The sequence below is a fragment of the Allopontixanthobacter sp. genome, from assembly GCF_034376665.1.
Lineage (GTDB): Bacteria > Pseudomonadota > Alphaproteobacteria > Sphingomonadales > Sphingomonadaceae > Allopontixanthobacter.
On record NZ_JAXMJI010000058.1, the window covers coordinates 1 to 22,076 of the forward strand.

Consider the following 22,076-nt stretch of genomic DNA (forward strand, 5'->3'; position numbering starts at 1 on the left):
TCAGGTCCCAGCAGCGGTTCCAGTTCCGCCGAGATATCGCCCAGCATCTGCGGCTTCACCGCCAGCAGGACGGCGTCGAACTGCTGATGCGGCCAATGGTTGTAGAGTGCAATTCCATGCGGCCCATCGGACCGGCGCGGATGGTAGATCGCGAACCTGCCGGGAGAAATTCCGGACTCCAGCCAGCCATCAACCATGGCCTGCGCCATGTTTCCGAAGCCCACGATCAGGATATTATCCAACGCCATCGACATACTTTCCCACGCACCGGACCGGTTCCGGCCGGTGCGGGGTATCAAGCCTCGCCCGCAGCGTCCACCAATGCGTTTTCCAGCGCTTCCTTGGGGGATTTATCGCCCCACAGCACGAATTGGAACGCGGGATAGAACCGGTCGCATTCCTCGACCGCGGTTTCGACCAGCGCCTGCGCCTGATCGAGGCTGAGCAAGCCGTCATTGCCCAGCATCGCCCCGTGGCGGTACAGCAACATTCCGCCGTTGGACCAGACGTCGAAATGCCCCAGCCACATCTGTTCGTTAACCATCGCGACGAGTTCGAACGCCTGACTGCGCTTTTCCTCCGCCACGCGGATATCGGGCAGGCACAGCAACTGGAGGACGTTATCTTCCGAGCGCCAGATGCAACGCAGCTGGTATTTGGCCCAGCTGCCCTGAATTTCGCCCGACATTTCGTCCTCGGAAACAGCCTGGAACGGCCAGCCGCGCGCTTCGAACAGCGCGGCAAGCATATCGACCGGCGGCGCATCGTCATTCGCTACGAATTCGGTCTGACCGGCTCTCATCACGCGTCCCATTTGTCGGGCCAGGGTGCTGGCCAGTGGTCGGAGAGATGCCTCGCCTTGCCCCGATTCCGCAATGGACATCGGGCGGGCAGTTGGGGAGAAATAAACTTGCCTGTTCAAAGCCTGTGCAAAAGGTTAATTTAATTCGCCATTCAGTCCCGGAATTCGGCAGGTTTTAGCGGGGCAAATCAGTCACTTCCTCTCCAGCTGAACTGGTAAACGTGAAGCTGTCGATCCCGTCCGCCTTGAGCGTTGCCACGGCAGCCCGCGCCGCCTTTTCGGAAGCATAGGGCCCCGCCAGCAGACGGTTGGTCTGACCCCAATCCGCCAGGTACGGCTTGACCAGAGGCTTCGCCTTGTCGCCCAGCACGGCAGGCACCTTGCGGCTGATCCGCCGCCAGTCGAAAGCCAGCGCCTTGCGGTCCTTTCCAGTGGCAATCTGGACCCAGATGCGGCTCGGATGTTTGGGCGGCTCCGGCTTTGCTGCAGGTTTGGGTTCCGGTTTGGGTTCAGGCTTCGCCGCGATTTCGCGCCGCGGCTTGATCGCCGTGATATCGACCGCGCCCGCGGTGTCCGGCACAACCGTCTGCGGCGTCAATCCGGCAAAGGCGTCCGCTACACTCAGCGACTGCGCAGCGGGCTCGCGGACAGTTTCCTGCGCGGCAACCGGGATCTGCTGAACGACTGCTACGCGTTCGGACGACTGCTGTGGTCCGGGCGGGATCGCACCGGCGGCATCAGGCTGCGGTTGAGAAAATCCGGGGCGGGCGTCCACGGCGGCTGGGGTTGGTTGTGTCGGAGGCAATTCGGTAGGGGCAGGCTGCGTACCGACAGTGATCGGGTTGCGAGCCACGCGTGCCATTTGGACCGGCGCCTTGATCGGTGCCGCCACGGCACTGGTCCCGCGATCGGGGCGTCGGCGCGTGCTGGCGCTATCGGTTCGGGTTGGCCCCAGCGGCGCACCTTGCGGGGTCAACGCGGCATCGGCAGTCCGCGCAGGCGCTGCGGAGCTTGTCGTCGGGCCCACATATTGGGCAATCCGCGGATCGTCGCGCCCGATCTGTGCGGCGCGGGGGAAAATTCCCAGATTACCGGCGGCAGCCTGCTGGGCCTTTGTCAGCTTTCGCATATAGCGGAGATAGGGTGTCATCCGGGCGGACAGTTCGGGCGGCATGACCGCCACCGCAATCGACACAGCTTCGTCTTCCTCTCCCAGAATCGCCAGCGCAAACGCGCGGGTGCGGTAGGCGGCCAGATCGCGCCGTTCCAACAGCGGAAGCAGGGTCTTTTCGAAAGCCACCCGGTTGCCGGAAATGGCTTGGCTGAGCGCCATTCGGCGGGTCAATTCGTCATTCGGCCGAAGCACCATCGCGCGAACATACTGCGCCTGTGCCGACACCGGATCGCCCACCAGATCGAACGCCAGGCCGCGTTCTTCGGCCAGCGCCGCGGTGGACGCTCCTGCCCGTTCCGCCTCGTCAAACAGGCGAAGCGCCTCGATCGGACGTTCGGAACGCACAAACGCCCCCGCCAGGCCCACCTTGACCTGAGCATTGCCGGGCGACAGCGCGTCCGCCCGGCCGAAAAAGCCGATTGCTGCGTCGATATCGTTCAATTGTAGCGAGGCATTACCGGCGTCGATCAGCGCATCCAGATCGCGGGAGTTGCGGGCCAGACGCGAAAGTGCGGTGTTCAAAGCCTCGACACCGGCTGGCGGAAGCGGCTGCACTACCGCGCGCGATTGCGCTGCATCACCGCTCTGCGCCGCCAGCGGAACCGAGTATGCCGCGGCTCCGCTCAGGCACAGAACCGTGACCGCTGCGCAAATCGGGCCGCGTGCGACGAATTTTAGCACGATACATTCCCTTTCAGCCGGCATCAGCGCAATGCAGCACGCCGGACGCCGGTGACAGTCAGCCGGCACCGGGCCTTTAACGCATGATCGCTGAATAGCGCCCGAACAGCGTGCCGCAACCGCCTTGAGGCAACCGGACAGGGCAGCGCGGTAACCGGCAGATTGGCGGCCGCCCCGAAATACGCGTGACGCTCCGCCCAGCGACCAACGAAAGAGTCCGCTTACTGGTTGTTCTGACGACCGAGGAAACGCGGAATGCTCAGCGAGCTGCTGTCGCCCGAATCGTCGTCCTCGTCTTCATCCTCGTCGCGACTGGACGATGATCCACGGGACAGATTGGCCATGCGTTCGAACAAGGTACTGCCTGCGCTGGACGTACCGCCTGCCACCAGGCCGGACCGACGCGAGGCATCGCTGTCCCGATTGGCACCCTCGAGCTTGGCGGATTCGATGCCTTGCCCTGCTTCGAGGAGCAATTCATCCTGCGATTGCGTGGTGTTTGAAGCGACGCTCTCCTCTGCCTCCGCCAGGAGGTCGAGGGGTTCTTCGTCCGAAACGCTGTCCGACGCGCTGGCGGACCCGAATGCGCGGTGACCATCGAAATCTGCGATGCTGCCTGGTTTCGCCGGTTCTGAAAGCAGGTCATCATCTTCATCGTCTTCGTAGTTGCGAATGCCGGCCAGCGGATCGACAATCCCGTCGACATCACCGTCGTCTTCGAATTCCTCTTCCTCGTCCGCCGGGAAGGAACCGAGATTGGCAAAACTTTCCGCTGTCTCCGGGGTTATTTCATCGGCGAACTCATCCTCGGCCGGCAACTCGAGGACGGGCCGCTTGGGCGCACGCGCACTGCCGAGCGAAAGCGAGGAACGGTCCATCGGTGCGGAGTCGAGATTTGCCTCGATACCGGTGGCGACGACCGAAACGCGAATTTTGCCGTCGAGATCGGGGTTGAACGCCGAGCCCCAGATGATGTTCGCATCTTCGTCGACCAGCTCGCGAATGTGGTTCGCCGCTTCGTCCACTTCCAGCAGCTTCATATCTTCGCCGCCGATGATCGAGATGATGACGCCCTTGGCGCCCTGCATCGATACCCCGTCGAGCAGCGGGTTGGCGATCGCGCGTTCCGCTGCATCCAGCGCACGGTTTTCGCCCTCGCCTTCGCCGGTGCCCATCATCGCCTTGCCCATTTCGCTCATGACCGAGCGGACATCGGCAAAATCGAGATTGATCAGGCCCGGCATGACCATCAGGTCCGTGATCGAACGGACGCCCTGCTGCAGCACTTCATCGGCCAGGATGAAGGCTTCCTTGAAAGTCGTGTCGGCCTTCGCAATCAGGAACAGGTTCTGGTTGGGAATGACGATCAGCGTATCGACGTGTTTCTGCAGTTCGACGATCCCGGCCTCTGCCGCGCGCATCCGCCGGGTGCCTTCGAACAGGAACGGCTTGGTCACGACGCCCACGGTCAGCACGCCCTTGCGCCGGGCAGCCTCTGCAATCACCGGAGCCGCGCCGGTTCCGGTGCCGCCGCCCATGCCCGCAGCGATGAAGCACATGTTCACGCCTTCCAGCGCATCTTCGATTTCGGCCACGGTTTCTTCCGCTGCCGCCTTGCCGACTTCCGGCCGGGCACCCGCACCCAACCCGCCGGTGATATCCGGACCGAGCTGGATCCGCTTTTCCGCCACCGCGTTGGACAGCGCCTGCGCATCGGTGTTGGTGACGATAAATTCGACACCTTCGATCTGGGACTGGATCATGTTGGCAATGGCGTTTCCGCCAGCGCCGCCGACACCGATGACGGTGATGCGCGGACGCATATCATCCGTTGTCGCGGGACCGATGTTGATACTCATTTAACTTCCCTCCAGGAGGCGCAAGGCTTTTCGATACTTCGTGGGACAGCTTGGCACAAAGCGATTGACGGGTGCATAGCACGTATCCGCTTATCCACAGTGGTTAATTCGGCGGGTATCACTCGTGACTCATCTCAAAAATAGTCCTTCACTGCCCGAAAAACTCGGCTGAAGATCCGGGTGCCAGAATATCGGGTGCTCATCTGGTGCTTCGGCCCGATCGAACGGATGTCGACCGGATCGTTCGCCGCATAGATGCACAGCCCCGCCAGCGTCGCGAAGCCGGGTGTTGCATGGGCTTCAGGCAGACCGCGCAGCACCGGCGGCTTGCCGATCCGGACTGTCCGGCCAAGTGCGCTCTGGGCGAATTCGGCAAAGCCGGCCAATTCCGCTCCGCCGCCGGTCAGCACAACCTGGTTACCCGCCGCGCCGGAAAAGCCGAGTTCCTTGAGCGATCGTCCCACTTCATCGGTCAGGCGTGACAATTGCTGCGTAATCACGGACACCAATTCGGCGCGGGGGATCCGGTTCTGTTCGTCCGCGCCCCGGGCGACCGGACCGCTGCTTTCCTCGCCCGGGCCGTTCACCGGGATCATCTCGCGGTGATCGGTCGGGCTGGCGATCGCGGAACCGGCGACGCATTTCAGACGCTCCGCCTGGAAACGGCGAATACCGAAGGCAGAAGCCACCGCGTCGGTAATATCGCCCGAACCCAGCGGAATGGCGCTGAGGCCGAGTAGCATTCCCTTGCGGTAAACCGAAACGTTGGTGACCTCCCCGCCAATTTCGATCAGTGCGGTGCCAAGCTCGCGTTCTTCCGGCGAAAGGCAGGCATAGCCAGCCGCAATCGGTGCCGCGACGACGGATTCGACATCCAGATGGGCGTTTTGGACTGCCTCGATCAGATTGCGCACCGGCGCGCCGTCGGCCAGCATCACATGGACATCGACCCGCAGCCGTTCGGCATGGAGCCCCTTGGGGTTGGCCACATCGTTGGCACCGTCGAGCGTGTAATGCGCTGGCTGGGCGTGCAGCACCATCCGGCCGTCGGGCTGGATATTGTCACGCGCGGCGATCAGCAGGTGCTCAATGTCCTCCTCTTCGATCCGGCGGCCGCCGATCTCGATCTCGACTTCGGCAATACGGCTCTTCAGCCCGGCCCCCGCGCATCCGATCCAGACACTGGAAATGCTTGTCCCGGCGTTCTTCTCGGCCCGCTCGACCGCGTCGCGGATCGCATAGGTGGCGGCGGCCATATCGGTGACATAGCCGCGCTTGATGCCCTGGCTGGCGCGGTGGCCCGATCCCAGCACCACCATCTCGCCGGTTTCGGAAAGGCCCATGATCATTGCGGAAATCCGGAATGATCCCACGTTGACTGCACCGAAAACCCGGCTGATCCGCGGCATCGCCATCAACTGCCCCCATCCATCTTCAATTCTTCCTGCGCGCGGCCCGGAACGCGCATGTAAATTCGCCCCGGCGCGCGCATATCGAATGTCGCGACTTTGCCGCCGAGCATCCGGCTGCCCCCATCGAGCTTGGCAAAGGAAATCAGTGCCGCAGCGGATTCGGTGTCGCCTTCGGGCAGCGCCAGCATCTGGCGAGTATCGAAGGTCAGGTCCCAGCGCCGGTTGCCGACCCATTCCGCGGCAGTCACCCTGGGCTTCAGGGCGGGCGCCGCGTCGAGCAACTTGCCCAGCTGTTCAACCTGCATTTTCGCGCCGGGTCCGAAAATTACGAGCATACCCTTGGCATCGGCTTGCGACACCGGCTCCAGTTCGGCCCCGGTCGCGTCGATCAGCACCAGGCGGTCAGGCCGGGCCAGCACCGCATGGGGTTCGCGCTCGACAATGTCGATCAGCAACGTGTCGGGCAATTGCCGCGAAACGCGCGCATCCCTGACCCAGCTGAGCTGCATCAGATCACCGCGCACCTCTTCCAGATCGACCAGCGGCATGGGCTGGTCCTGCTTTTCGAGGACGCTGTTGTAGACCCTGGCGTCGTTCATCCGCTCAACCCCGGTGACTGACACCCGGCGAACAACAAAGCCGGAATCGGCAGCCAGCCCGGCAATCTGCTGCTGCGCCATGGCCGGTACGCCTGCCAGGCTGGCGACAAACCATGCCAGCGCCGCCGCGCCGCCCAGGATCATCGCCAGGAAAACCCGGTGCAATTGTTCCTCGGTAAACGGCAGGACGGCCATCACGGCGTCCAGCACGGAGCTGGTCCTGGCCTTCGCGCGCCGTGCGCTGTCTGCCCGCTGGTTCGAAGCGGCAGCGCGCCGCACACCTTTGCCGCCGCGCTTAATCGTCGCCATCGCTGCCCCCCGCCCGGGCTGCGGTACGCTGGTTTGCGGCGTTATGGGTCCGCAGCGCCTCGGCCACGATCGCTTCGACCAGATCGGCGTAATCCATGCCGCAATGGCGCGCTTGTTCCGGCACCAGGCTGAGCGGGGTCATGCCCGGCTGGGTGTTGGTTTCCAGAACGAACAGCCCGGCCTCGCCGCGTTCGTCGTCCCACCGAAAATCGGTCCGGCTGGTGCCGCGGCATCCCAGCACGCGGTGCGCCTCCACCGCGTATCGGCAGCACAGCTGCGCAATATTGTCCGGAATATCGGCGGGGCAGATATGGTCGGTCATCCCCTCGGTATATTTCGCATCGAAATCGTAGAAACCGGACTTCGGCTTCAATTCGGTCACCCCAAGGGCGCGCGGCCCCTCCGCGCTGTCGATCACGGCGGTGGTCAGTTCCAGCCCGCGGATGAAAGGTTCGGCAAGCAAGTGCTCGAAATCCTGCCATGGTCCGGCGGCATCGCGGCGGATCGGATTGCCGTAATTGCTTTCGTCCGTAACGATCGCAACCCCCACCGAAGACCCCTCGTTCACCGGTTTCAGCACAAAGGGCCGCGCCAGGGGATCGGTCTGATAGAGTTCTTCACTGGCGACAATCCGGCCGCCCGGCATCGGAATCCCGTGCGGCACCAGCGCCAGCTTGGTCAATTCCTTGTCGATCGCGATCACCGAGGTTGCGAGGCCGGAATGCGTATAGGGTATACCCATCAGATCGAGCATGCCCTGAACAGTGCCGTCTTCGCCCGGAACACCGTGGAGCGCGTTGAACACCACGTCGGGCGCAGCCTCCGCAATGCGCGCAGCGACCTGCCGGTCCATGTCGATCCGGGTTACGCGGTGCCCGCGCGATTCCAGCGCGTCAGCCACGCCGTTACCCGACATCAGCGATACGGAGCGTTCGTTGGCCCAGCCGCCCATCAGCACTGCGATATGAAGTTTAGGGAGGGTCATGTCGGCCGGCCCACTCGCTTGATTTCCCACTCCAGTGCGACACCCGAATGCGCGCGGACCCGGTCGCGGACCAGTTCCCCCAAACCTTCGATATCGGCGCTAGTTGCATCGCCGGTGTTGATCAGGAAATTGGTGTGCTTCTCGCTCACCTGCGCACCGCCGAGTGTCAAACCCCGGCATCCGGCTTCGTCGACCAAGGCCCAGGCCTTGTGGCCTTCGGGGTTCTTGAAAGTGGATCCGCCAGTTTTGCTGCGCAGCGGCTGCGTATCCTCTCGCGCCTGCGCGATCCGGTCCATCTCTGCACCGATCGCCGCCGGGTCGCCGACCTCGCCCTGAAAGCGCGCGGACACCACAACGGCACCTTCGGGCAAAGCCGAATGGCGGTAGCGATAATCGAGGTCCGCAGCAGGCAGTCGGATGCAGTTTCCGTCGGGCATCACGACGTCGCAATCGATCAGGATGTCGGCCACCTCGCGCCCGTACGCACCGCCGTTCATGCGCACGAAGCCGCCGACCGTACCGGGTATCCCGCGCAGGAATTCGAGCCCTGCAATCCCTGCATCGCGCGCCGTGGAGGATACCAGAATGCCGCTTGCCCCGCCGCCGCATTCCAGCACTTGATTACCCTGATCGGCGACCCCCGCGAAGGCCTTCCCCAGCCGCACCACCACACCGGGCACCCCGCCGTCACGGATGATCAGATTGGAACCGAGGCCAAGCGCCATGACCGGCAGCTCCCCGCCCAGCCGTTCCAGAAATTCGCGCAGATCGGCCGCATCGGCAGGCTCGAACAACCAGTCCGCAGCGCCGCCCGATTTGAACCAGACGAGTTTGGCGAGTGGGGCCTGCGGCGTCAGACGCCCACGAATTCCCGTAACTGGCACGGGGGAAGCGGCACCGCCTTCGACTTCGCAGTTTGGTGCAGAGCCATCATCGTACATGGCCCAATCATCGGGTTGATGCGAATGGCTCATTTCGGCTCCGCCATCATCCGTGTCTGCACGGCAGCGGCCAGACCCGCTGCCCACTTCGTAATATCGCCCGCCCCAAGGCAGACGACCATGTCACCCGGCTGAAGCATTCCGGCAAGCTCGCCGGCGAGATCTTCCGGTCCGGAAATGACCGCAGCAGAGCGGTGCCCGCGTTCCTTCAGGCCCGACACCAGCGCCGCGGCATCCACGCCTTCGATCGGATCTTCCCCTGCCGCATAGACCGGCGCGACAAAGACCACGTCCGCATCGTTGAACGCGGTCTGGAAATCGCCGAGCAGATCGCGCAGCCGGGTATAGCGGTGCGGCTGGGCCACGGCGATCACCCGCCCTGCTCCCTTGGACGAACTGACTGTTTCGCGCGCTGCCGACAGGACGGCGGTGATCTCCACGGGATGATGGGCATAATCGTCGATGATGGCCGCCTTGCCGCCGCCGACCGACACTTCGCCAACCTTGGTGAAGCGCCGCTTGACCCCGTCGAACGCCGCAAAGCCGTTGCAGATTACTTCCGCGGGACAACCCAGTTCGAGCGCCACCGCCACCGCGGCGAGCGCGTTCTGCACATTATGGCGACCGGGCATCGGCAGATGGATATTCTCGATCCGGCGGGTCGAACCATCGCGTTCGCGCAGCACCACGTCGAAGGTGTTGCCGCCTTCTTCGGAGCGGACATTCTCGCCCCGCAGATCGGCCTGCGCGGAAAATCCATAGGTCAGCACCCGGCGGTCGCGGACCTTCGCGATGACGGTCTGCACCTCGGGATGGTCGATGCACAGCACCGCCAGACCATAGAACGGCACATTCTCGATGAACTCGACGAAGGCATCCTTCACCGCATCGAAACTGCCGTAATGGTCGAGATGTTCGGGATCGATATTGGTGACCACTGCGATGGTTCCATCGAGACGCAGGAAGCTGCCGTCGCTTTCGTCCGCTTCGACCACCATCCAGTCGCTGTCCCCCATGCGGGCGTTGGAACCATACTGGTTGATGATCCCGCCGTTGATCACGGTGGGATCGATCCCGCCCGCGTCGAGCAAGGCTGCAATCATCGAGGTGGTGGTGGTTTTGCCATGCGTCCCGGCAACCGCAACCGTCCGTTTCAGCCGCATCAGCTCGGCCAGCATTTCGGCGCGGCGCACCACGGGTATGCGGGCTTCCAGCGCAGCGGCGACTTCAGGGTTGGTGCGGCGCACGGCGGTGGAAGTCACAACGACCGCCGCGTCACCGAGATTTTCCGCGGCATGGCCAATGGAGATCGGGATACCGCACGAACGAAGCCGTTCCACGCTCGGCCCCTCGGCAATGTCGCTGCCCTGCACCCTGTAGCCGAGATTGTGCATCACCTCGGCGATGCCGGACATGCCGATGCCGCCGATACCGACGAAATGGATCGTCCCGATCTCGATGCCGGCACCCCTCACGCAGCTTCATCCCGCGCTGATCCATGGGCGGCCCGTTCGCCCTGCGCAGCAACTCGGGCGTTGCCGCCGACGCGGATCACGTCCATCAATTCGGCGCCGCCGAAGCTCTCTACCAGATCGGCCAGATCGGACGCGGCTTTCGGACGGCCGCAATTCCATGCCGCATGGGCGGCTGTGGCCAGTGTCTCGGGCCGCTGCGCCATTGCCTGGATTTGCTTGGCCACCTGCCCCGGTGTGAAATCACTCTGCCGAATGGCGCGCGCGCCGCCTGCCTTGACCATTTCGCGCGTGTTGAAATTCTGGTGGTTATCGGTTGCGATCGGGAGCGGGATCAGGATCGCCGGACGGCCCACAGCCGTCAGTTCGGCAATGGTCGAGGCCCCGGCGCGGCCGATGAACAGATGCGCGTCCGCCAGCCGGCTCTCCATATCCTTGAAATAGGTGCCGAGTTCGGCGGGAATGTCATGGCTGCGATAGCGCTCGCGCACTGCATCGATATCTTCGGGGCGGCATTGCTGCGTAACCTGGAGGCGGGACCGTAGCGCGGGCGGGAGCATTGCGAGCCCGTCCGGCACCACTTCGGACAGGATGCGCGCACCCTGGCTTCCGCCGGTTACCAGCACCCGCAGCAAACCGTCTGCTGTGAAGGCGGGGAAGGGATCGTCGCGCAGCGCCAGCACACTGCCGCGCACCGGATTGCCGACCAGATGGACCTTGTCCCCATGCTTGGTCTTCAGCCTCTGCACATCGGGATAGGCCGTGGCAATCGCCTGGACGCGGCCTGCGAGCAGGCGGTTCACGCGGCCGAGCACGGCGTTCTGTTCATGGATGACGCTGGGTATTTCCGCCGAAGTTGCCGCCAGCAACGCAGGCAGCGCGGGGTAGCCGCCAAAGCCGACAACGGCGCTGGGCTGGAATGTCTCGAACAGGCGCAACGCCATGCTGCGCCCCTCCAATACGGCGCGCACGCCCTTGAACCAGCTGAGCGGATTCTTGCCGAACCGCCCGGCAGGCAGGACATGGGCGGGCAGGAAATCGGGCTTGCCCGGAATTTGCGCGCCGCGCGCGTCGGTGATCAGCGCCACGTGATGGCCGCGCCGCTCCAGCTCGCTGGCCAGAGCGAATGCCGGGATCAGATGTCCGCCCGTCCCGCCTGCGGCGAGTACATAGTGGCGGTTCGCATTGCTCATGCGCGATCTCCTTGACCGGAGCCGCCTGCCGCACGCCCCGCAATATCTGCTTTGGCTTCCGACAGAAGCTGCCGCAAACCCGGTGTTTCCCGCGAAAGGAATGGATTGCGGCGCGTGATCGCCAGTAACAGCCCCGCGCCGAGACATACAGCGATGGTGGATGATCCGCCATAGGAGACCAGCGGCAATGTCATCCCTTTCGAAGGGAAAAGTTGCAGATTGACCAGAATATTGATGAATGCCTGCCCGCCGATCTGGGTGGCGAGGCCGGCGGCGGCCATCACGGTGAACAGGTCCTCCTCGTTCACCAGCCGGACCAGGACACGCACGATGATCGCCAGATAAAGGATCACGACGATCGCGCAGACGATCAGCCCGAATTCCTCGCCGATGACGGAGAAGATGTAGTCGGTATGCGCTTCCGGCAGTTTCATCTTCCGCAGGCCGAGCCAGAAACCGCTACCGGTCCAGCCGCCCGCCAGCAGGGTCCTCTGCCCGAGGTCGACCTGATCGAATGCGGTGCCGCCACCGAAGAAGGCGTCGATCCGGTGACGCGCGTTGTCGTACAGGAAATAGGTCGCAATCACCGCTGCCATGCCCGCCGCAAAGACGCCGCCGATCCGCTGCACCGAAACGCCCGAAAGCACCAGCAGCACGAACCATACGCCGCAGAACAGGATGGTATCGCCGAAATTCGGTTGCAGCATCAGCAGTGCCGCGACCAGCACCATCAAGCCGGTGACGATCCACACCACCGGCAGGCCGGGATCGCGCAGCCGCCATGACCAGATCCACGCCAGGGCAATCGCAAAACCCGGCTTAAGGAATTCGGATGGCTGGAAGCTCATCCCCAGATTGATCCAGCGCCGCGCGCCGTTGACCTCGTTGCCGAAAATTGGAACCAGGAACAGCAGGATGACCATGGCGCCAGCCAGCATCACACCCACACGCCGGGCGTTTTCCCGTGCCAACATCGATGCGCCGATCAGCGTGACCAGCCCGAGGATCTGCCAGCGGATATGCGCGGTGAAGAAATACAGTTCGGGCAGCGAGACATCGGCAGTGGAAAGCCGTGCAGCGCTGGCGGGGGACGCCGCAGCGACCGCAGCGGTGCCGACTACCATCAGCGCCAGGATCAGGCTTAGCAATACGCGGTCGATCTCGCGCCACCAGATCCGCAGTTCCGCGCGCTTGGATTTGCGGAACTGATCGGGCGACTGCGGCCGATCAACCGTCTGCTTCCCTGCGAGTGGAATATAGGGCCGGGTGGAATTCACGCCGCACCGCCGCTGGTTAGAGCAAGCACCATGCTGCGGAAATGCTCGCCGCGCTTTTCGTAATCGAGGAACTGGTCGAAACTGGCGCAGGCGGGGGACAGCAGCACTACATCGCCGGGCTTGGCGGCGGCTATTGCCCGCTGCACCGCTTCGCACAGCAATTCGCAGCGTTCGACGTGGACCGCGCCCTCCAGCCATTCGGCAAAGCGCGGTCCCGCCTCGCCGATCGTGTACGCCGCCGCGACGTTACCGAGATATTGCACACATTCACCGAGCCCGTCTTCCTTCGGGAGCCCGCCAACGATCCAGTGGATGCGCGGGTCGGGATCGGCCGGGAATGCAGCGAGAGCAGGTGCGGTCGAAGCCTGGTTGGTGGCCTTGCTGTCGTTGATGAACAGCACGCCGCCGAATTCCCCCACCCGTTCCATCCGGTGCGGCAGTCCGGTGAAACTTGCCAGCGCCTTGCGCCAGATTTCCGGTCCAACGCCCAGATGTTCGGCAATTGCCACAGCCGCGGCGGCGTTTTCGAGGTTATGCGGCCCCTGCAGCGAGGGCCAGTCGCTTTGCAGGGCAGCAATGGCACCAGTGTCGATCGCGACGGCGCCGCCATCGGGGCGGCGCACCTGCTGCGCCGCCATCACCGCGCGGGTCGGTGCATCGTCGACCCCGAAGACGGCGAACTGGTCGCTGTCCTGCATGGCGAACAGGCGGCTTTTGGAAAAAGCGTAATGATCGAAGCTTTCATACCGGTCGAGATGATCGGGCGTGATGTTGAGCAGCGCCGCCGCCTCGCACGCGAGCGAGCGGGTCAGGTCGATCTGGTAGCTCGACAGTTCGAGCACATAGACCGCCGGGCCGACGTCGTTGGGCTCGAGTGGATCGCGGCCCATGATCGGCAGCCCGATATTACCCGCCATCCGCGCAGGAAGCCCGGCTGCTTCCAAGATATAACGAACCAGTGCGGTGGTGGTCGATTTGCCGTTGGTTCCGGTGATCCCGACGACCTTGTGCGGCGGCAAGTCGGGCCGGGCGAGTGCAAACAGCTCGATATCGCCGATCAGAGGAACCCCGTAGCGGGCCGCCCGTGTGGTGATCGGGTGCGAATTGATCGGAACGCCGGGGGATACCACCACGCCGTCAAACCCGGTCAGATCGATTTCCAGCGGGTCGGCCAGGGTAGCTCGTCCGGCCAGCCGGTCCCGGGCGACGTCCTGCCGGTCCCAGGCGGTCACGTCCGCGCCGCTCGCCAGCAGGGCTTCTGCAGCGGCCAGCCCCGACCGGGCCAACCCCAGAACGGCGTAACGTTTTCCGGAAAAGGCCGAGGAGGTGATCATGCGGAGGTCATCTGAGTTTCAGCGTCGCCAGCCCCATCAATGCGAGGACGATCGAAATAATCCAGAACCGGATCACCACGGTCGATTCCTTCCATCCCAATTGTTCGAAATGGTGATGGATCGGGGCCATGCGGAATATGCGTTTACCGGTCCGCTTGAACCAGAACACCTGAATGATAACTGACGCGACTTCCACCACGAACAGCCCGCCGACGATCAGCAGCACGATCTCGTGATGGGTGGCGACCGCAATCGCTCCTAGGGCACCGCCGAGAGCCAGACTGCCCGTATCGCCCATGAAAACCGCGGCTGGCGGCGCGTTGAACCACAGGAAAGCCAGACCCGCCCCCATGATCGCCGCGCAGAATATCGCCATCTCCCCCGCCCCAGGAACGTGCGGAATGCCGAGATAGGCGGAATAATCCGCCCGGCCCACCAGATAGGCGATAATCGCGAAAGTACCTGCGGCGATGATCACGGGCATGGTCGCCAGCCCATCCAGACCGTCGGTAAGATTCACGGCGTTGCCGAAACCGACCATCACCGTGGCGGCGAAGAGGTAATAGAACGGCCCGAGCGGGATCACCCGGTCGGAAAAGAACGGCACATACAGATCGGTGCTGATCTGGCTGACAATCAGCCACGAGGCGACGCCCGCCACCGCGAATTCCATCAGCAGGCGCACCCGGCCCGAAACCCCCTTGTGGCTGTTTTTGGTGACCTTGTCGTAATCATCGAGGAAACCCACGATGCCGAACCCGGCGGTGACCGCCATGCAGGCCCAGACAAAGGGATTGGTCAGATCCATCCACAACAGCATGGCGAGCAGCACCGCAATCAGGATCATCAACCCGCCCATGGTCGGGGTGCCGACCTTGATCTGGTGCGTCTGCGGTCCATCGGCGCGGATCGGCTGTCCCTTGCCCTGCCGGACCCGAAGCATGGAAATCACCTGGGGGCCAATGATGAGCCCGATAACCAGTGCCGTCATCAGGGTCGCGCCCGCACGGAAGGTCTGATAGCGGATCAGGTTCGCTATCCCTTCGAACCCCATCCATTCGGCAATCAGATAGAGCATTCAGCCTTCCCGGTTACTGAAACGGGTTACGAGCCTGCCGAGACCAATCGAATTGGAGCCCTTGACGAGAATGGCGTCACCGGCGGTGATCCCGAACTCTTCGAGCGCTGCAATCGCCTCGGCAGGTCCATCGCAATGCGCGAAGGACAAGCCCTTGCCAAGCGCCTGACCACCGCCTTTCCCCAAGTGAAGTGCCAGCGCCCGCATTTCCTCGCCGACAAGGATTGCGAAATCCACATTGGCCTGCGCTAACGGTTCGGCCAGCTGTTCATGGAATTTCGGCGCGAAATCCCCAAGTTCCTTCATCGATCCCAATACCGCGATCCGCCGAGTGGCCGGTGTTTGCCCGAGCGCGCGCAAGGTCGCCCGCATCGAGGCCGGGTTGGCGTTGTAGCTTTCGTCGATCAGCAGTGCCTTGCCGCCGGGTGCCTTGATCTGGTGCCGTGCGCCGCGGCCTTTCAGCCCGCCCATTTCTGCCAGCGCCAGACCGGCTGCGCCCAGATCGCCGCCCGCTGCGCGGACTGCGGCCATTACCGCCAGCGAATTCGCGATCCAGTGCTCGCCCGGCTCTGCCACGGAATAGCACATCCGTGTGGTCCCGAGATCGGCGGTGACCAGCGAACCGCCATTGGCGGAAGGGATCGCGTCGAGCAACCGGACATCGGCATGGGCGGCGCTGCCGAAGGAAATGACCTTGGCTCCGGCGCGCAGGGCGTGATCGCGCAGCCGCTCGAAATAGGGTGTGTCGGCCGGGATCACCGCAGTGCCACCGGGTTCCAGACCCGCGAAAATCTCCGCCTTGGCGTCTGCGATTGCCTCCATACTGCCGAGATTTTCGATATGGGCCGGTGCGATGGTGGTGATCAGCGCAATGTTCGGCCGGACCTGGCCGGTCAGGTGAGCGATTTCGCCCGCATGGTTCATGCCCATTTCGAACACGCCGAATTCGCTGCGTACCGGCATCCGGCTGAGGCTGAGCGGTACCCCGACATGGTTGTTGTAGCTGCGAACCGAACGGTGCGCCTGGCCGCGGCTGGCGCGGTCGAGTGCCGCAAAGATGGCTTCCTTCACCCCGGTCTTGCCGACCGATCCGGTGACCCCGATACGCACTGCGGAACAGCGCGCCGCCGCCGCCTGGCCCAGGGCTTCCAGCGCGCGATTGGTATCGGACACCAGGATGTGGGGATAGGGGACCGGTCGATCGACTACCGCTGCCGCCGCGCCGCCCGCAAACGCCTTGCCGAGAAATTCGTGTCCGTCGGTGCTTTCCCCGCGCAAGGCGAAGAACAGGTCGCCGCTGCGCACGTCGCGGGAGTCGATTTCGACGCCGGACACCTGAAAGGCGCCGCTCGCCGAACCATTCATCGTGGCGGCCAGCGACTGTGCATCCCACAGCGCCATCGGTAACCGGTCGCGCGTTGTCACCGGCCAATGGCGCAGCGCACCCATCCGGCTTTGCGGCGCGATCATGGCAGCCTTCCCTGGGCCGCGGCGGCTTCCCGGGCAGTCGTCACGTCGTCGAACGGCAATATGCGCATGTTTTCTCCCGAGCCGGTGATCTGGCCCTGTTCATGTCCCTTGCCCGCGATCAGAACGATGTCGTCCGGCCCCGCCTGGGCTATTGCGGCAAAGATTGCTTCCCGCCGATCGCCGATTTCCACAGCACCGGCAGCATCGCGCAGAATTTCCGCGCGGATCGCCGCCGGATCTTCGCTGCGGGGATTGTCGTCGGTCACGATTACGGTATCGGACTTTGCAGCCGCGACCCGCCCCATTTCGACCCGCTTGCCCTGATCGCGGTCGCCGCCAGCCCCGAAGACGGTGATCAGCCGGCCCTTGACGTGCTGCCGCAGCGCCGCAATCGCGGCCTCCAGCGCATCGGGGGTATGCGCGTAATCCACATAGACCGGCGCGCCGGTTTGCGTAATCGCCGCGCGCTCCAGTCGGCCGCGTACGGGTTGGAGGCGCGACACGGCGTCGAACACCCTGGCCGGATCGCCGCCCGTCACCAGCGCCAGCCCCGCGGACACGAGCGCGTTCTGCGCCTGGTAGGCCCCTATCAGCGGCAGATTGACCGCGCTCTTCTGCCCGCCATGCTCGATTTCGAGGCTCTGCCCCAATTGTGTCGGTGTGCGGGACAGCAAACGGATGGAATCGGCATCACCGGTCTCCTGCTCGCCCACTGCGAACAGTCGCAGCCCCCGCTTGCGCGCATGATCTGCCGCCCGCGCGCTCCACGGATCGGTATCCTTGCCGCCGCCGGTCCAGATTACTGCCGCCGCGCCGTCCGCAACAACTTCATCGAACAGCCGCATCTTGGCAGCAAAATATTCTTCCATCGTCGCGTGGTAATCCAGGTGGTCGCGGCTGAAATTGGTGAACCCGGCAGCGGTGACATTCAGCCCTTCGTTGCGGAACTGGGACAGGCCGTGGCTCGATGCTTCATAGGCGACGTGGGTCACCCCTTCGCGGGCGAGGCCCGACATATTCGACAGGAAGGTCACGATGTCCGGCGTGGTCAGGCCGGTCGAGACGCTTTCGTCCGGCGTTGTCACCCCCAGGGTTCCGATGGAAGCGGCACGGTGGCCCGCCATGCGCCATATCTGGCGGGTCATCTCCACGCAGGACGTCTTGCCATTGGTGCCGGTGACCGCGACAATCGTGGCGGGAACGGGCCGGAAATACTGGGCCGCCAGGGCCGCAAAGATTTGGCGCGGGACGGCGGCGGGAATGTGGACTGCGCCTTCCACTGTGGCTTCCGGCCGGGCGACGATGGCTGCCGCGCCCGCAGCGACAGCAGCGGGAATGAAGTCTTCGCCGTTGACGATGGCTCCCTGAAACGCCCCGAAGACAGTACCCGGCGCAACCTTGCGGTGGTCGATCGCAAAGCCGGTCACGGTCAGGTCTGCCCCTGCGGAAAGGGGGACACCGGCACCGCTGGCAATCTGGCCCAGTTTCATCGGGCCATGCTCATTCGATCGCGCTCTGGATCAACGGCCGGAGGTCGCTGATGTCGACATCCGCGTGATTGTCCGGCCGGACGCCGAGCACGGGGCCGATGCGCGGGACGAGGCGCCCCACGACGGGCGCAGCGTTCCACGCCGCGGTGCGCTGGAACGAACTGGCAGTCGTGCCTTTGGGTTCGTCGAGCATCGCAATGATTACATAGCGCGGATTGTCCATCGGGAACGCCGCGGCGAAGGTCGAAACCAGCGACGATTGGCGGTAGCCGCCCTTGCCCGGCTTTTCCGCGCTGCCGGTCTTGCCGCCGACCCGGAAGCCGGGAGCGTCGGCATTCTTGCCCGTGCCGTAAACCGCGATCATCCGCATCAACTGGCGCATCCGGTAGCTGGTCGAAGCCTTGAACACCCGGCGGCCCTTGGGCGCTGCTCCGGGTTCGAGTTTGTGCAGCGTCGCGGGTCGCCAGATGCCGCCATTGACCATTGCAGCATAGGCGCTGGCAAGGTGCAGCGGTGTCACCGCAATGCCGTGGCCGTAGCTTACCGTCATGGTGCGCAGGCGCGGCCAGTTGTCGCCCGGCCAGATCGGAAACCCCTTGGCAGGTAGTTCGATATAGGGCCGTTCGTTCATGCCGAGGTCGATCATCGTCTGGCGCATCCGCTTGGGGCCCAGTTCGTCTGCAATTTTGGCGGTTACGATATTGGAAGAATGGATCAGCGCTTCCGGCACATTGATCGAAGCGCCCAGCGGATGGCTGTCCTTGATCGAAAATCGCCCGACCTTGATCGGCTGGTCGGCCTGATAGCGCTTGCCGAAATCGCGGACCACGCCCGCGTCGATTGCCGCCGCAATGGTCAGCGGCTTGAAGGTCGAACCAAGTTCATAAACCTGGTTGGTCACCCGGTTGAACATCAGATCGACGCCAGCGGCATCGATTTTGTTGGGATCGAATTCGGGCAGCGATGCCAGCGCCAACACCTCGCCGGTATCGACATCCAGGACAATTCCGGCTGCACCCATCGCGTTGGTCGACAGCATCCCGCGGCGGAGTTCATCCTCCAGCGCGCCCTGCACCCGCAGGTCGATGGACAGGGCGACCGGTTCGCCCCGCGTGGCGGGATCGCGGAGGTGGTCGTTCAGGACCTGCTCCATCCCGACCTTGCCGTTGCCCGCAGAATCGACATAGCCGAGAACATGCGCCGCCATGGAGCCCTGCGGATAGATCCGGTCGCTCTCCGGCGGCATTTCCAGAGCCAGCTCGCCAATCTGCTGCACCCTGTCGGCGTCTTCGCCCAGGATGCGGCGGCGGAGATATCCGGACTTGCCGGACGCCAGCTTGTCGGCCACGTCGGCCTCGTTCAGATCGGGAAAGATCGCCTTCAGCTGTGCCGCGACTTCCGCCGGGGAACGGACCAGCGGATTGGAAGGATCGCCCAGAGCCTTTGGATTATACCACAGCGCAAAGCCTGACGAAGCCCGGGCGAGCGGCGCGCCGTTGCGATCGGTGATTTCCCCCCGGTCGGGCAGCAGGGCCTGCGAAAGAGTGGTCATTTGCGGTCCGCTGCCGCCCAGCCCGAGCTGGATGATCCGCACGATCGCAGCCCCGGCGACCAAAGCGAACAGCAGTGCCAGCCACAGCACGCGCAGCCGCGCAACATCCAGCGATTGCTGACGTATGCTGACCAGGCGCACGCGGCCCGAAGATACCGCGGTGCTCGCCAGCATCGTGGTCATTCGCTCACCTGCGCGATCTGGCCGCTAAAGCCGGAACTGCGCGACAGCCGCTCGGCCAGTGTCTTGGCGGCGGGTCTGCTGCTGCGCTTCGATCCGGAGCTTTCCTCTTCCCGATCCTGGGAGCCGGTCAATGGCGATACCATGGAAATCAGGGTTGTTTCGTCTTCGTCCTCGGCCCGCGCGACACGGATCGGTTCCGGCGCGCCCGGACCCCGCGCGAGCCCCAACGCCGCGAGTTGCCGCGGACTATCGAGATACTGGTCGGCCTTGGGCGCCTCGTAACCGAAATCGATCTTGTTCCAGTTTGCCAGCTGCTGCTGGTTGCAGCGGGCTTCGAATTCGATTTCGAGAGTCTGCTTCTCGAGCTCAAGCGCGATGATGCTGCGCTCTGCCAGATGCACCTTATTCTTCACCGAATTGACATGGAAGGTCAGCACCAGGAAGATTGCGGCGCACACCGCCAGCAGCACGAACCAGCCGGTCTGGCGAAGGCGGCTACCATACGGCATCATGCGGCCTCCCTCGCCGGAGCTGCGGTGCGGACTGCATGGCGCAAGGTTGCGGACCGGGCGCGCGGATTGTCGTTCACTTCCTGTGCGGAGGGGCGGATTGCCCTTGAGACATCCTTGAAAATCGCCGGCCTGGGTTCGGCTTCGGGCATGTGCCGCGAACCGCCGCCTGTGGCCGAGGCTTCCCGCAGGAACCGCTTCACGATGCGGTCCTCGAGGCTGTGAAAGCTGACCACCGCCAGCCGGCCGCCTTCGCGCAGGACTCGTTCGGCTGCGGAGAGACCGCCGGTCAGTTCGTCAAGTTCAGCATTCACGTGGATGCGGATGGCCTGAAAGCTGCGCGTCGCAGGATCCTTGGGCGCGCCCGGGTGATAGCCGAGCGCGCTGCGCACCACGCGGGCCAGCTCGCCCGTCGTCGCCAAAGGGCGCGCGGCCACGATGGCGCGGGCGACGCGGCGGGACTGCCGCTCTTCGCCATACAGGTAAAGAACATTGGCAATCGCATCGTCGCTGGCGGTGTTGAGGAAGTCAGCGGCGCTCATGCCGTCCTGCGACATCCGCATGTCCAGCGGCCCGTCTTGCGAAAAGGCAAAGCCTCGCTCCGCCTGATCCAGTTGCATGGACGATACGCCGATATCCATCGCGACGCCGTCCACCTGATCCACCCCCGCTTCCGCCAGCGCTTCGGCCATTTCGGAGAAACGGCGTTCGTGCAGGACCAGGCGGGGCGGATCTTCGCGGGTCTCGGGCCAGCTACTACCGGCGGAGATCGCATCGGGATCGCGATCGAACGCGTGAACCGTCGCGCCCGCGTCCAGCAGCATCCGGCTGTATCCGCCAGCGCCGAAAGTCGCATCGACGATCACGTGCCCCGGAGCCGGGGCGAGCGCCGCAACGCATTCGCGCATCAACACCGGCACGTGAGCCGTGGAGGAGGCAGCACCGGTCATTTGCCGCGCGCCTTTGCGTGCGTTTCGGCGACCAGACTGTCGCACGCAGCCTTTGCACCGATCCAGTCATCGTCCATCCGCGCCAGTTCCGCCGGGTTCCAGATGGTGAAGAATCGGCCCGCTCCGTTGAAGAACAGGCCATCCTCGATATTCGCCAGGGTGCGGATGTGATCAGGCATCACGAAGCGGCCGCTGTCGTCGAACGGGACCGTGACATAACCGAACAGTTGGGAAGCGCGGGTATCGCGGTCGAACTCGCGCCCGAGACGGATGGCGACTTCCTCCTCGCGGTCGAGCTGGGCTTCCAATTCTGCATGACGGGACTGGCCGAACCCGACCAGGCATTTCAGTTTCTGGTGCTTGACCAGGCAGAGCATCCGGCCGTTGGAGGATTCCTTGACGGCGTTGCGGAATTGCGGGGGCAACACGAACCGGCCCTTGTCGCCCGCTGGCGAATAGGCTTGTCCGTTATACCCACCGAACTCCGCGCCTGCCACTTCCCCGAATTCCCTGCTCCGGGAGTTCCTGTTGCATCAAGAACCCCATTTGCGGACACGCCTTCCCCGCTTCCACCCGCACGCACTTGCGGGTGGCCCGCCCTGCGATTGCACGGCGCGCACGAGACGATTTGTCCGATGAGCCATGGTATTAACGCGGGCACGAAGCCGATGAAAGGGGAAATTAGGGTTTTTTACGGGAAAACACGGTAACTTGTTGATTTTATACGCGAGTTGTAGTGAATTTTTACGGCTAAACGAGGGGACTTCCCGTTAAAATACTCTGCAATTTCGGGTATTTCGGAAAGG

General features: G+C 63.9%; 19 protein-coding genes. All 19 read right to left on the reverse strand.

Annotated features, from left to right (window positions below):
• Positions 1-248, reverse strand: a 248-nt coding sequence (locus tag U0988_RS05895) for a pyrroline-5-carboxylate reductase family protein (RefSeq protein WP_322291695.1), incomplete at its 3' end; no start/stop codon positions are given.
• A 47-nt stretch (positions 249-295) separates the two neighbouring features.
• A complete protein-coding gene (locus U0988_RS05900) occupies positions 296-802 on the reverse strand; it encodes a YbjN domain-containing protein (protein ID WP_322291696.1) in 507 nt (168 codons plus the stop codon).
• A 175-nt stretch (positions 803-977) separates the two neighbouring features.
• A complete protein-coding gene (locus U0988_RS05905) occupies positions 978-2,657 on the reverse strand; it encodes an SPOR domain-containing protein (protein ID WP_322291697.1) in 1,680 nt (559 codons plus the stop codon).
• Positions 2,658-2,878: 221 nt separating this feature from the next.
• Complete coding sequence (gene ftsZ, locus U0988_RS05910; protein WP_322291698.1) at positions 2,879-4,516, reverse strand: cell division protein FtsZ; 1,638 nt, start codon at positions 4,514-4,516, stop codon at positions 2,879-2,881.
• Between the two features lie 134 nt (positions 4,517-4,650).
• Entirely contained in the window at positions 4,651-5,931 is a 1,281-nt protein-coding gene (gene ftsA, locus U0988_RS05915; protein WP_322291699.1) for a cell division protein FtsA, read from the reverse strand.
• On the reverse strand, positions 5,931-6,836 hold the full coding sequence (locus U0988_RS05920) for a cell division protein FtsQ/DivIB (protein ID WP_322291700.1): 906 nt from the start codon (positions 6,834-6,836) through the stop codon (positions 5,931-5,933). The genes ftsA and U0988_RS05920 overlap by 1 nt, the downstream gene beginning before the upstream one ends.
• On the reverse strand, positions 6,823-7,821 hold the full coding sequence (locus tag U0988_RS05925; RefSeq protein WP_322291701.1) for a D-alanine--D-alanine ligase: 999 nt from the start codon (positions 7,819-7,821) through the stop codon (positions 6,823-6,825). The genes U0988_RS05920 and U0988_RS05925 overlap by 14 nt, the downstream gene beginning before the upstream one ends.
• A complete protein-coding gene (murB, locus tag U0988_RS05930; RefSeq protein ID WP_322291702.1) occupies positions 7,818-8,795 on the reverse strand; it encodes a UDP-N-acetylmuramate dehydrogenase in 978 nt (325 codons plus the stop codon). Before murB ends, U0988_RS05925 begins: the two co-directional genes overlap by 4 nt.
• Positions 8,792-10,237 carry a UDP-N-acetylmuramate--L-alanine ligase gene (gene murC, locus U0988_RS05935; RefSeq protein ID WP_322291703.1) on the reverse strand — a complete coding sequence of 482 codons (1,446 nt, stop codon included), beginning with the start codon at positions 10,235-10,237 and terminating at the stop codon, positions 8,792-8,794. Before murC ends, murB begins: the two co-directional genes overlap by 4 nt.
• Positions 10,234-11,427 carry an undecaprenyldiphospho-muramoylpentapeptide beta-N-acetylglucosaminyltransferase gene (murG, locus tag U0988_RS05940; RefSeq protein WP_322291704.1) on the reverse strand — a complete coding sequence of 398 codons (1,194 nt, stop codon included), beginning with the start codon at positions 11,425-11,427 and terminating at the stop codon, positions 10,234-10,236. The genes murC and murG overlap by 4 nt, the downstream gene beginning before the upstream one ends.
• Entirely contained in the window at positions 11,424-12,704 is a 1,281-nt protein-coding gene (locus U0988_RS05945) for an FtsW/RodA/SpoVE family cell cycle protein (RefSeq protein WP_416172370.1), read from the reverse strand. Before U0988_RS05945 ends, murG begins: the two co-directional genes overlap by 4 nt.
• Entirely contained in the window at positions 12,701-14,038 is a 1,338-nt protein-coding gene (gene murD, locus U0988_RS05950) for a UDP-N-acetylmuramoyl-L-alanine--D-glutamate ligase (protein ID WP_322291705.1), read from the reverse strand. Before murD ends, U0988_RS05945 begins: the two co-directional genes overlap by 4 nt.
• A 7-nt stretch (positions 14,039-14,045) precedes the next feature.
• Entirely contained in the window at positions 14,046-15,116 is a 1,071-nt protein-coding gene (mraY, locus tag U0988_RS05955) for a phospho-N-acetylmuramoyl-pentapeptide-transferase (RefSeq protein ID WP_322291706.1), read from the reverse strand.
• A complete protein-coding gene (locus tag U0988_RS05960; RefSeq protein WP_416172371.1) occupies positions 15,117-16,586 on the reverse strand; it encodes a UDP-N-acetylmuramoyl-tripeptide--D-alanyl-D-alanine ligase in 1,470 nt (489 codons plus the stop codon).
• A complete protein-coding gene (locus U0988_RS05965) occupies positions 16,583-18,076 on the reverse strand; it encodes a UDP-N-acetylmuramoyl-L-alanyl-D-glutamate--2,6-diaminopimelate ligase (RefSeq protein ID WP_322291707.1) in 1,494 nt (497 codons plus the stop codon). Before U0988_RS05965 ends, U0988_RS05960 begins: the two co-directional genes overlap by 4 nt.
• A 10-nt stretch (positions 18,077-18,086) precedes the next feature.
• Entirely contained in the window at positions 18,087-19,811 is a 1,725-nt protein-coding gene (locus tag U0988_RS05970; RefSeq protein WP_322291708.1) for a penicillin-binding protein 2, read from the reverse strand.
• Positions 19,808-20,323: a hypothetical protein gene (locus U0988_RS05975; protein ID WP_322291709.1), complete on the reverse strand. Its 516-nt coding sequence runs from the start codon at positions 20,321-20,323 to the stop codon at positions 19,808-19,810. Before U0988_RS05975 ends, U0988_RS05970 begins: the two co-directional genes overlap by 4 nt.
• On the reverse strand, positions 20,320-21,270 hold the full coding sequence (gene rsmH / locus U0988_RS05980) for a 16S rRNA (cytosine(1402)-N(4))-methyltransferase RsmH (RefSeq protein ID WP_322291710.1): 951 nt from the start codon (positions 21,268-21,270) through the stop codon (positions 20,320-20,322). The genes U0988_RS05975 and rsmH overlap by 4 nt, the downstream gene beginning before the upstream one ends.
• Positions 21,267-21,767: a division/cell wall cluster transcriptional repressor MraZ gene (locus U0988_RS05985; protein WP_322291711.1), complete on the reverse strand. Its 501-nt coding sequence runs from the start codon at positions 21,765-21,767 to the stop codon at positions 21,267-21,269. Before U0988_RS05985 ends, rsmH begins: the two co-directional genes overlap by 4 nt.
• Positions 21,768-22,076: the final 309 nt, after the last annotated feature.